General features: G+C 43.2%; 7 protein-coding genes. 4 read left to right on the forward strand and 3 right to left on the reverse strand.

Annotation, left to right across the window (positions count from 1 at the left end; genetic code table 11):
• Positions 1-6 precede the first annotated feature (6 nt).
• Positions 7-975 carry an HlyD family secretion protein gene (locus Xsze_RS02485; protein ID WP_038237629.1) on the reverse strand — a complete coding sequence of 323 codons (969 nt, stop codon included), beginning with the start codon at positions 973-975 and terminating at the stop codon, positions 7-9.
• A 1178-nt stretch (positions 976-2153) separates the two neighbouring features.
• Entirely contained in the window at positions 2154-2747 is a 594-nt protein-coding gene (locus Xsze_RS02490) for a tyrosine-type DNA invertase (protein ID WP_038237631.1), read from the reverse strand.
• A gap of 896 nt (positions 2748-3643) precedes the next feature.
• Between Xsze_RS02490 and Xsze_RS02495 the strand changes: the two genes are divergently transcribed.
• From Xsze_RS02495 to Xsze_RS02510, 4 genes are all read left to right on the forward strand, one after another.
• Complete coding sequence (locus tag Xsze_RS02495) at positions 3644-6637, forward strand: inverse autotransporter beta domain-containing protein (protein WP_038237633.1); 2994 nt, start codon at positions 3644-3646, stop codon at positions 6635-6637.
• A gap of 205 nt (positions 6638-6842) precedes the next feature.
• The gene (locus tag Xsze_RS02500; RefSeq protein WP_038237636.1) at positions 6843-8540 is read left to right on the forward strand and encodes a sensor histidine kinase; all 1698 of its coding nucleotides are present in this window, start codon (positions 6843-6845) and stop codon (positions 8538-8540) included.
• 2 nt (positions 8541-8542) lie between these two features.
• Positions 8543-9265, forward strand: coding sequence for a two-component system response regulator BtsR (gene btsR, locus Xsze_RS02505; protein WP_038237638.1), 723 nt, complete (start codon positions 8543-8545; stop codon positions 9263-9265).
• A gap of 552 nt (positions 9266-9817) precedes the next feature.
• Positions 9818-10246: a hypothetical protein gene (locus Xsze_RS02510; RefSeq protein WP_143707570.1), complete on the forward strand. Its 429-nt coding sequence runs from the start codon at positions 9818-9820 to the stop codon at positions 10244-10246.
• A 207-nt stretch (positions 10247-10453) separates the two neighbouring features.
• Here the strand turns inward: Xsze_RS02510 and Xsze_RS02515 are convergent, their stop codons facing one another.
• Positions 10454-12394 carry a DEAD/DEAH family ATP-dependent RNA helicase gene (locus Xsze_RS02515; protein ID WP_038237641.1) on the reverse strand — a complete coding sequence of 647 codons (1941 nt, stop codon included), beginning with the start codon at positions 12392-12394 and terminating at the stop codon, positions 10454-10456.
• Positions 12395-12476: the final 82 nt, after the last annotated feature.

Below are 12476 nucleotides of genomic sequence, written 5' to 3' on the forward strand. Positions count from 1 at the left end.
ACAACCTTATTTATCCCAGTCCCATAATGCACTCATACCCGGACGTAACCCATCAACGGGTTGCAACGGGTATAACCGGATCTCAAAAGTTCTCAGGTCAAAATCCCCTGTCGCACGGGTGGCGCGTTTTGTCGCATAGTCGCCCATGGGTGCGATATAACGGATTTCGGCTTCAACGTCTTTATCGAGAGCAGGTATACGCAGTGTGATTTTGTCCCCTTTACGCACTTTCGCCAGAATATCTTCACGCAAGTTATAAACGAAGTAAGCTTGTGGAACGCGAACCAATGTCGCCAACGGGCTATTGGCATTAAAAAGCTGGCCAACTTCTGCGGGTAATGGCCCGACTTCACCATCAACAGGCGCTTTTACCTGTAGGTCATTACCCTGGATTTTCAATTCACGCAGTTTCTCTTCCGCTTCATTCACTGCCGCCTGATATTGTTGACGCAATTCAATGCGATCGCCATTTTTCCCTGCATCCAGCTCGGCTTTAGCGCCCAGCATTTTCTGGTAGGCAACATCACGTGTATTACGTGCACTATCCAATGCGCTGGCAGAAACATAACCTTTAACTGACACATTGCTCATGCGCTCAAATTCACGCTGTGCATTTTTGTATGCGGATTGGGCCTGCGCAAAAATAGACTCTAAGTTACGAATGCTCTCCTCACGGGTACCATGCAGGGAGAGTTCAAGTTTTGCTCTTGCCTGATCACGGGCAGCTTGTGCTCCGGCAACTTTTGCATCCAGTTCCGGGCTATCCAGACTGACCATCAGTTGCCCCGCCTTAACGTCATCTCCCCGCCCAACATGGAGCGCAACCACACGACCAGAGGCTTTGGAAGCAATAATGACTTCGGGTGCATCAACTTCGCCCTGCAACAACAAATTCTGGTTGTGAGAACGGAAAAGCACCGCCATTGCGATCAGGAAAATAATTAATAATATTGTGAAAAGTGTTCTTTTCTTCATTATGTTCTGTAAGTCCCAAGCGTACTATCAGGTACTAAGTTCTGTACCCAATGGATTTCAAGTTGCAGCGCAACGATAAGGGCGCGGCTCCCAAGAGCCACAGCAAACCGCATGTTGATAAAAACGGTGACTGAGGTGAATGAGCGTCGCCAGTGAAACGGCAACTTGAAAGACAATGGGTATATGTAAAATTAACAGTGTAGTGTGACACTATTGAGTAACATTCTTTTTAGAAATCCGTGCGCTTGATCATTGACAAAAATGAAATTCCCATAAAAACACTAAAAATTCACAACTTCACCAAAATGTCAACCTGAAATATGAATTTTAGCATATTTCAATTAACACGCCATCATGCAGATGATAGCACCAAGATAATACAAATCATCGAATTAAAATAAAGCAATAAATGAAAATGACAATTATTACCAAGTGTCGATTTATCAATCACAAAATAACCAACGCATCAGTATGAATAACTTGTAATACAATGTTATTATTTTCTTTATGATAATAATCAAAAAATATAGATTAGCATTAATATCCATTTACATAAAAAAGAAAGATCGGCAATAAAAAAACCAATAAAATCTAATCGCCGAATAAGGTGATTGAATAGATGCACAGACATACTACAGCTGTACCGTTATTAAAAGAAACTTTAATATATTTATATCATCACCGGCAGAATAAATGCGCCCAGTTTTGTCTTTTCAAGAATATTATTCAGATATTTCTATCTACAAAAACTTATTAACCCGACACCAATGCAGAATAAAAAATAAACATCATTTCTGTATCATTAAATTTTTATATTAAATATAAAAATCATAACAGAATATAATAATCAAAATAAAATAGTAAACAATAGAAATCTAAACATATCCATACCGTCAATATCATTGCATTTCCATTTTTTTATTATGACGTTCAGATAAATAAGATAAAAAAAAGGGAGATCACCGTGATCACCCCATTTTTATCTATTATTAGGATATCTACTCTGTTCAAACTATTTAATATGCAATATGTGGTGTTCCCCTAAGCCTTGACAGTGGTCATTTCAGGTAAAATACAGGCACAGTGATTGAAACTTAGCTATTGAAACTGAGCTATTGAGACTGAGTTATTGAACCTTAGATATTAGATCCTGATTATTGAACAGATTTTACCAATAATTAAGGCGTGATATATTTACCATGATTAATTTTTAAGTTTTCAGTATGTTGCCATGCTTTTTGAAAACGTTCTGGATTGCTGGCGGTATAATGCATGGTATGACGTATATTCCGATGGCCTAAATAATCCTGAATCAGCCGGGTATCCAGCCCCTGATTAGCCAGCTCAAACCCGCATGAATGCCGTAACTTGTGAGGATGTAATTTGATTGTCAATCCTGCTTGCTCCCCATATCTCCCCATTAATACATATATCCACTGACGCGATAACTTTCCTCCTTTACGTGAAGGAAATAACCAGGAAGAAGCCCTGTATATCTTATTGTCATCTCTGACCTGCAACCATTTCAATAGAAGTTTCTGTTCCGTTGCTGATATAGGGTGCGTTGTCGAGAAACCATTTTTCAATCGCTTTATAAATATGGTTTTTCCTGCAATATCGATATCAGAGATTTTTAATGAAATCAACTCACTCACACGTAGGCCATGAATATAAGTCAAGTACAATAAACACTGATCACGCTCTTTATTTACAGAATTAGTTAATACAGAAAAAACACGCTTCCATTCGTCCTGTGTGATGTATTTTCTCATGAGATATCTCCAATAAAACGAACCCAGCACAACTCCAACTTCATAATTTAATTCTGAAAAAACACTGGCATAATAGGAATATCTTTATGTTTATCATTCTTGCGGCAACAAGCTCCCTCCTGATAAAGAAATATCAGTTAATAATGAATTTAAGATCATTTTTTGATCGACCTTATTAAAATTTAAACTTCAATAATTATATGACCTGTATGCGATTTTGCAGAATATAAATAATATCTAAATCACAAAAAACAAAATAATAACTAATTGATCATAGTTAATCCTGCCTCCAATTTTAAATTAATCGTCCTGATATGCAGTACGATAACTGTACATCAGTTTACTTTCCTATGTTTAGAAAGAGAGGTAAATCGAAACATACCAAGAAAAATAAACAATTTCGCAACAATTCATATTCTCTTATACTTTATACTGTTTTTATTTTAACCAGACACAGAGTACCTGAGTAATCCAAAGTAAAATAATAACTATTTGTTTTTGCAAAATTAATCAAATTAAAGGCACTTTTATTATCAAGATAACTTAAAACCAGATCCAACGCCCCTTTTCTTATCAACTTCCTTTTTAAACTTCACTAATCAATAAATAAAGTTTTATTGATCGAGAAATGATTTTATGGTGGAATAAAAAACCTGATAATCAGGAAAATGCAGATCAAAAATCTACTCGTTAATTGCCAAGCAATATTCATTAACCATTTTTTAAAATCTTAGTTCAGGCAATGTCATGTTGTCATTTTTTTAATCCGTAATGACGTGATGCTTTCTTCCTGAAAGCCCGACGCATGATTGACGTCAAACAGAAGACAATATTCTAAAACACATGGGTTATTTCTGGCCGTCGCCTGATATTTTTATTGTTGCAGGTTTATATCTATGAACAAAAAATTCGATAAGCCGTGGCTACCGGATCAGCAATATTTGCTAAAACGTGTAGCTTGGGTAAACATTGTCACCCAACTTGTATTTCCGGTTGCTTGCGCATTGAATCCTGTTATTGCTAATGCAGAAACACAAACGACTTTTCAAAATGAAATACGCACATTATCAACAGAGCCGTATATTCTAAAATCAGGGGAAACAGTCAATATTGTTGCCAAGCGGTATGGTTTAACCGTCGACGACTTAAAAAAGATCAATCAACTGCGTACCTTTGATAAACCTTTTATCGCTCTTGGTGCCGGCAGCGAGATTGATGTCCCTAACCCCCGAACCAATAAATTTTTGCCTTTTAATTATTCGGCACTCAGTCAGGCTTCCGCTACCGATGAAAAGCCTCGTCGCTTGGCTGAAATAGCTTCCCGGCTGGGGAGTTTATTATCCCATGGGAATATTGAGCATAGTGCAACAAGTCAGTTGAGTCATCTGGCAATGGGAGAAGCCAATCAACAAATTCAAAATTGGTTAGGGCGCTATGGTACAGCCCGTGTGCAAGCCAATATCGACAATCATGGTCATTTAAATGGCAGCCAGCTCGATATGCTTTTGCCTTTGCATGATACTCGCTCTCAAATGGCTTTCACCCAATTTGGCCTGCGCCGTATCGATAAACGCAGTACTTTTAATGTCGGCGTCGGGCAACGCCATTTTTTTGATGACTGGATGCTGGGTTACAATGCTTTTCTTGACCATGACTTAACCGGTGATAATACTCGTTTTGGCCTTGGTGCAGAATATGCCCGTGATTATCTGAAATTAGGCGTGAACAGTTACTTGCGTTTAAGTCACTGGAAAGAATCCCGCATGTTGACAGATTATGATGAGCGCCCTGCCAACGGTTTCGATCTGAGGGCACAAGGCTATGTCCCTTCTTTGCCTCAACTTGGCGGGAAATTAGTGTATGAGCACTATTTCGGGGATGAAGTCGGATTAATCAATAAAGATCACCGGGGAAAAAATCCGTCTGCTTTTACAGCGGGAATTAATTATACCCCTATTCCTTTACTGACTTTCGAAATTGACCGCAAGCAAGCGGGATCAGGTCATGGGGAAACACAATTCAATGTGGAACTGAATTATGAAATCGGTACTCCGTGGGCAAAACAGATTGATCCGGATGCAGTCACACTCAAGCGCACCCTGCAAGGCGGTCGTTACGATTTAGTCGATCGCAATAATCAGATCGTTTTGGAGTACCGTAAACGTGAAGTCATCTCCCTGACAATGGATAATTCTCTGATCGGTTATGAGGGAGATACCAAACCTCTTCATATTAGCATCAAGAGCAAATATGGGCTTAAAGAGATCCAGTGGAATGCCCCAAGGCTATTTGCCAACGGCGGCATAATCAAATCTCAGGATGGAATACATTACTCACTGACTTTGCCTGAATACCAAGCGCAGGGAAACAATACCTACACCGTAGACGCGATTGCCTACGATAAAAAAGGAAATGCTTCCAAGCAAGCAGAAATGCAACTGCAAGTATTGAGTGAAGAAGCCAGTGCCACTCAGTCTAGTTTTACAGCAAAAGATAAAAAATTAATCGCTGATGGGCATTCAAATACGCTTCTCATACTGACACTGAAAAATAAAGAAGGAAATCCTGTCCGCGGGCAGGCCTCAGATATTACCTTAACCACCAGCGGGTTAGGCGGGGAAGGCAGCGATCCCAAAATCGAAGCGATGAAAGAGTCTCAGCCAGGTATTTACCAGTCCCAGCTTACTGCAGGCAAAAAGACCGGAATACTGAAAATTACACCACGAGTACACGGTGTGACCATCAAACCGGTTGAAATCGCGTTCGTGCATCCTAATACCCCCATTGTCAAAAATCTGGCTCTCGTTGGTAAGTTAGAGATGGGGCAAAAATTGAGTGCGATTTATACCTTTGACGCCAATCATGGCGATACGGTAGATAAATCGCGCTATATATGGGGCAATAAGGGGAATACTGATATCACCAAAGGTCATATCATCTCTGAGTCCGGCAAAATTCCTGACTATACCCTGACTCTGGAAGATGCAGGAACAGTAAAAGAGATTGCAGTACAGGCTCAGAATGAGCTTGGGCTCACCGGTAATACGGCAGTCGTTGATACCAGCATGAGTGCCGGACAAGGTAATCATACTCATGATGGCGGGAAAAACGGCACTGTCAGAGGGCTTGCCGATAAAATGACAGTCACGATGAGTGACACGAAAGTCAAAAGAGATGAGCCAATTACCCTGAAAATAGAAACATTCAATCACGGGCAGTCAGTCAGAAATGTCTCTGTCAACGTGAAAGCTGTTCAGGCAATGAACCGTCAGAAGCATGATGAGAAAATCACAATACTGCTCAATGGCAACCTTGGAGAAACACAAGCTTATACCGATGATCAAGGTGTACTTTCTCTTCCCGTGGCAGATCCGTTCGGGCTTGGAGTAAAAACGACACTGTCAGTCACAGCAGATGGCACGGCACCTTCTGAGACGAGAGATGTCACTTTCACGGTTGCAACCAGCCCTGATGTTGATGTGGCAAACTTTTGGGGACATATGGCTGATACGATCACCGTTAATGGTATGACTTTCACACGCCCACTACTGGAAACTGAGATAGTCAAGAATGGAGATCACAGGCATGAAACTATTATTACTGAGTATGGTGAAATCTGGCCACGCCGCATGAATACAGGCGCCAATTGGTTCTGTAAGAAGGAAACCGATACTGTACCGACAAAAGACGAATTACTGAGTCTGTACCAGACCTATCCTGAAAACAGAATTCATGAGCTATTCGGCTGGCCACAACACCGCTCTTATCGTACTTCAACACCGGCAATTAATGATAAAGGGAAAACTGCCCATTATGCCGTGAACATCAGCGATGGATACGCGCATGTCATTGATGAAGATGTCACTGATTATGTGACCTGTAAGCAATAATCTGTTTATTGGCGATTAGCGAAAAAAACTGACGAAAATATCCGCCCTGATCTGGGCGGATCACCTTCCCCACACTGATATTGGTTGATTTATTACCAATCCCTTGCCAACTTCTGGCACACTCTATCTGCCAATGTCCTATTGACGAGGCTAAATTCCACCTTTGATAATGGCTGATTCAATTTATTAATCACTCAATAAAAATATGTACGAATTTAACCTCGTGTTGTTATTGCTTCAGCAAATGTGTGTCTATCTGGTCATCGCCTGGCTGCTGAGCAAAACACCACTATTCATCCCCTTGCTGCAAGTTACTGTACGCTTGCCACACAAGTTGATGTGCTACATTGTTTTTTCCATTTTTTGCATTATGGGCACTTATTTCGGGCTGAACGTCAATGATTCCATCGCGAATACCCGAGCTATCGGTGCGGTACTGGGAGGCTTTCTCGGCGGCCCAACGGTAGGGGCAATGGTGGGATTTACCGGAGGGTTGCACCGTTATTCTCTCGGAGGGATGACTGCATTCAGTTGTATGGTATCCACAATTGTGGAAGGCGTGTTGGGTGGCCTGGTACACAGTTATCTCATGAAGCGGGGGCAGATTAATAAGTTATTGAATCCTTGGACAGCCGCCATTGTGACGTTCTTCGCTGAATGCGCCCAAATGGGCATAATTTTGCTACTGGCTACCCCTTTCGATGAAGCGCTGAGTTTGGTGAAAGATATCGCGGCTCCCATGATCATCGCTAACAGTATTGGCTCCGCCATGTTTATTCGCATTTTGTTGGATAGACGCGCTATTTTCGAAAAATATACCAGTGCTTTTTCTGCTCAGGCGCTGAAAATTGCTGTCTGCACAGAAGGCATACTGCGTAAGGGGTTCAACGAAGACAACAGTATGCGTGTAGCCAAAGTGATTTATCAGGAGCTGGAAATAGGCGCTGTCGCTATCACTGACAGGGAAAAATTACTGGCATTTATCGGCATTGGTTCCGATCACCATTTGCCCGGAACGCCCATAGCTTCGGCGCAATCACGCCAATCCATTGAAAACAATGAAGTCGTATATGCTGATGGTAATGAGACTCCTTATTGTTGTTCTCTTGACCCAACTTGTAAACTTGGCTCTGCTCTGGTGATCCCTTTGCGAGGGGAAAATCAGCAAGTGCTCGGCAGCATCAAACTTTACGAGGCCAAAAATCGTTTATTCAGCTCAATCAACCGAACATTGGGTGAGGGTATTGCCAGTTTGCTTTCTGCCCAAATTCTTGCCGGACAGTATGAACGCAATAAGCAATCTTTACTGCAATCAGAAGTGAAGCTGCTTCATGCGCAAGTGAACCCTCACTTTTTATTTAATGCCCTGAATACATTACAGGCAGTGATCCGACGGGATAAACAGCAAGCGGGCCAATTGGTACAATATCTTTCAACATTTTTCCGTAAAAATTTGAAGCGGCCGGAAGAAATCGCCACACTGGAGAATGAAATAGAGCATGTAAATGCTTACTTACAAATAGAGAAGGCGCGCTTCTGTGAACACCTTCAAGTCACCATAGAGATACCAGAATTCCTGAGCACGGCAAAATTACCTGCATTCTCTCTGCAACCCATGGTAGAGAATGCCATTAAACACGGTACATCACAGTTGCTTGATATAGGAAAGATTACCATCAGAGCTTATCAGGAAGATAATTTGCTAACAGTAGAGATAGAAGATAATGCGGGGCTTTATTGTCCCAAACATGCAGGAGATGGACTTGGGATGAGTCTGGTAGATAAACGTCTACAGCTTCGTTATGGTAAGCAGTATGGCATCAGTGTTCATTGCCAATCAGAAGAATTTACCCGTGTCATTTTACGTTTACCATTGGAAAAAGAGGCTAAAGAGGCAGCGTAAAGATGAATATATTGATTGTTGATGATGAGCCGTTGGCTCGTGAGAATCTACGTTGTCTATTGGAAAAAGAAACAGATATTCAGATCATGGGGGAATGTGCCAACGCCGTAGAAGCCATTGGTGCTATCCATCGCCTGAAACCGGATGTCGTTTTCCTCGATATCCAGATGCCCCGCATTACCGGTCTGGAAATGGTAGGAATGCTCGATCCGGAGCATCGCCCTTATATCGTTTTTCTGACGGCTTTTGATGAATATGCAGTGCAAGCCTTTGAAGAACATGCGTTCGATTATTTATTGAAGCCGCTGGAAAAAGGGCGGCTGAGCAAAACACTACAACGGCTGCGTTCTGGTTATCAGAAGCAGAATCTGGCGGAATTACAACGCGAAGATGAGCAACTGAAATATATTCCTTGCACAGGCCGCAGCCGGATATGGCTGATGCCGCTGGATGATGTTTTGTATGTCACTTCCCGCCTGAGCGGTGTATATGTGATGAGTGCCAGCGGGCAAGAGGGTTTTACGGAGTTGACTCTGCGTACACTGGAAAGCCGTACGTCACTGATCCGCTGTCACCGGCAATATTTGGTCAACATGATTCATTTGCGAGAAATTGTGTTTGGGGAAAGCGGGCAAGCAGAGCTGGTGCTGAGGAATAATGAACAGATCCCGGTTAGCCGTCGTTATTTGAAACCCCTGAAAGAGGCGTTAGGACTAAATTACTAAGGAACGGAAATTCCTACAATGTTCAGAACTGTTTAACTCACTCGCTGAGTTCCTGCTTCAACGGGTAGCCTGACTTGCACCGTTCCTCTACAGGCAAGCATGATGTACCGCGCCACCAAGATATTGCGCGCGCCGTTTATAGCAGTGTTTTATGTATGACCACAGCCACCCATAGCCACATAACCACATAACCACATAACCACATGCACCATAACTACCTGCGCCATAACGACATGCGCTATATGTCACATATTCGAACCGACTTGTGACTGACGATTTTCTTTTACAGTGAGATTTTCTTTCACAGTGAGGAGATAAACAGTTCACAAAAGATGTTAACAAATAGCCTGGATATCCCGGCGGTTATTCACATTGAGCAAAAAGGAAATATGATATAAAGCGCACTGCATTGAAACATGACGTTGAAGCTTGAAGCAATGGTTGGAAAACTTAGCTGAATTACAGAGTAGCCAACTGGTGGCGATTGTCTCTTTCATATCTGATTTCTAACATAAGATTGTGGCAATTTTGCCCCAAAAATTCGGTGTTGATATGTCATTCAATTCTGACAAGGAAAAACGCTTGATATATTTTTATCTTAAGATAAAGACAAACAGGATGATCCTGAAAAACATTAATACCCAGAAAGAATTTGAGATTGAAGGAAACTTTAGTTCGTCCCGTTTGCTGATTGGTGAGTTTCATGACGCCCACCGTCAATTAGTCAAATTACTGAGACGGCATCACTTCCGAAAAGGGCTCAGATGGTTTTTAGATTGGAGAAATCGGATCATTATCCATCCTCTGGAGAAAAGCGAAGGCGGTTTATGTTCTGTGGAACAACGGATATTGACAGAAGTCGTACACATCAGTTTCCGTGGCTATATCAATGAAGCCGTCATCTATGAAGGTGAACACTTACTTTCAGATGAAGAAGTTAAGGCGCAATTAAATAAGCGATTCCCTATCAAATGGAGCTAAATCAATCCCCTTCCACCCCATAAAACTACATTCATACATAGCTTCATATTCTCTATAAATATCAAACGGAACACATAACAAAAGCCCTTTCCGATGAAAGAAAGGGCTTTATTTCCGGCATTTTTCAAAACCGCAGCTAACCCGGCCACTCAAGCGACGAATACATTATTCGTCGCTTGGGCTATTGGGTGACTTATTTATGCGTTTTTATGCGTTGCTCGCACTATTGCTGTTGCTTTGACGACGGCGTGGAGCACCGCCATTAAAATCATCATTGCTGCGGCCACGGAAAGAACCACGCTCACCGCCACCACGACGTTCGTTATTAAAACGACGGCCGCCATTGTTGCCTGCATTATCACGATCACGACGCTGACCATTGCCACCACCGTTGCGGCCACCACCACTGCGACGCTCACGGCGCTCGAATGGTTGTGCATCACCCATCAACTGCATGTTCAGAGGCTTGTTCAGAATGCGAGTGCGGGTAAAGTGAGACAATAATTCGCCCGGCATTCCTTTTGGCAGCTCAATCGTGGAGTGAGTCGCGAACAGTTTGATATTGCCAATATAACGGCTGCTGATATCGCCTTCGTTAGCAATTGCGCCCACGATATGACGAACTTCAACACCATCATCACGGCCCACTTCAATGCGATACAGTTCCATATCACCCACATCACGACGTTCACGACGCGGACGGTCACCTTTGTCACCACGATCACCTCGGTCACCGCGGTCACCTCTGTCACGATCACCGAAACCATTTCCATTACGGCGACGGTCATCACGGTCGTTGAATTCACGGCGAGGGCGGCGAACTGGATCTGGTGGCAGGATCAGTGGGCGCTCACCTTGTGCCATTTTCAGCAGGGCAGCAGCCAGAGTTTCCATATCCAGCTCTTCATCCGTACCCAATTTAGACAACAGTGCACGGTATTGATCCAAATCGCTGCTTTCCAGTTGTTGCTGGACATTAGCCGCAAATTTCTCCAGACGACGCTGACCCAGCAGTTCTGCATTTGGCAGTTCAACTTCAGGAATAGTCAGCTTCATGGTGCGTTCGACGTTACGCAGCAAACGGCGTTCACGGTTTTCAACGAACAGCAGAGCACGACCCGCACGGCCTGCACGGCCTGTACGACCAATGCGGTGTACGTAGGATTCTGCATCCATTGGGATGTCATAGTTAACAACCAGACTGATACGCTCAACATCCAGACCACGGGCAGCAACATCAGTTGCAATCAGGATATCTAAACGACCATCTTTCAAGCGTTCAAGTGTCTGCTCACGCAGGGCCTGGTTCATGTCACCATTCAGTGCCGCAGAGTTGTAACCGTTACGCTCCAGCGTTTCAGCCACTTCCAGCGTTGCATTTTTGGTACGCACGAAAATGATCGCAGCATCAAAATCTTCTGCTTCAAGGAAACGTACCAGTGCTTCGTTTTTACGCATACCGTAAACAGACCAGTAGCTCTGGCTGATGTCAGGACGGTTTGTCACGCTGCTCTGAATACGAACTTCCTGTGGATCATTCATGAAACGACGGGTAATGCGGCGAATCGCTTCCGGCATGGTTGCTGAGAACAGGGCTGTCTGGTGTTCAGCAGGGATCTGGCTCATGATATTTTCAACATCTTCGATGAAGCCCATGCGCAACATTTCGTCAGCTTCATCCAGAACCAAACCTTTCAGGTTGGACAGATCCAATGTTCCACGCTTCAGGTGGTCCAACAGACGGCCCGGCGTTCCCACAACAACTTGTGGTCCCTGACGCAGAGCACGTAATTGAACGTCGTAACGCTGTCCACCGTAAAGTGCGACAACATTTACGCTACGCATATGTTTAGAGAAATCTGAACATGCTTCGGCAACCTGTACCGCCAGTTCACGGGTAGGAGCCAACACAAGAATTTGTGGCGCTTTAAGTTCAGCATCAATGTTATGCAACAACGGCAGACTGAATGCCGCAGTTTTACCACTACCGGTCTGCGCCATGCCCAGCACGTCGCGGCCGTTCAGCAGGTGAGGAATACATTGTTGTTGAATAGGAGATGGCTTTTCATAGCCCATGTCTCCCAGTGCAGAAAGAATAGGTGCCGATAAACCTAAATCAGCAAAAGAGATTTCAGTCTCAGTGGTCATGTAATGGTGCCTCATTAATCGTGGCGGCCAGTCTACATAACACAGTGAAAAGAATTTCTGTCATTTTCATTTAAAATGTGAA

Source organism: Xenorhabdus szentirmaii DSM 16338, from assembly GCF_002632585.1.
Lineage (GTDB): Bacteria > Pseudomonadota > Gammaproteobacteria > Enterobacterales > Enterobacteriaceae > Xenorhabdus > Xenorhabdus szentirmaii.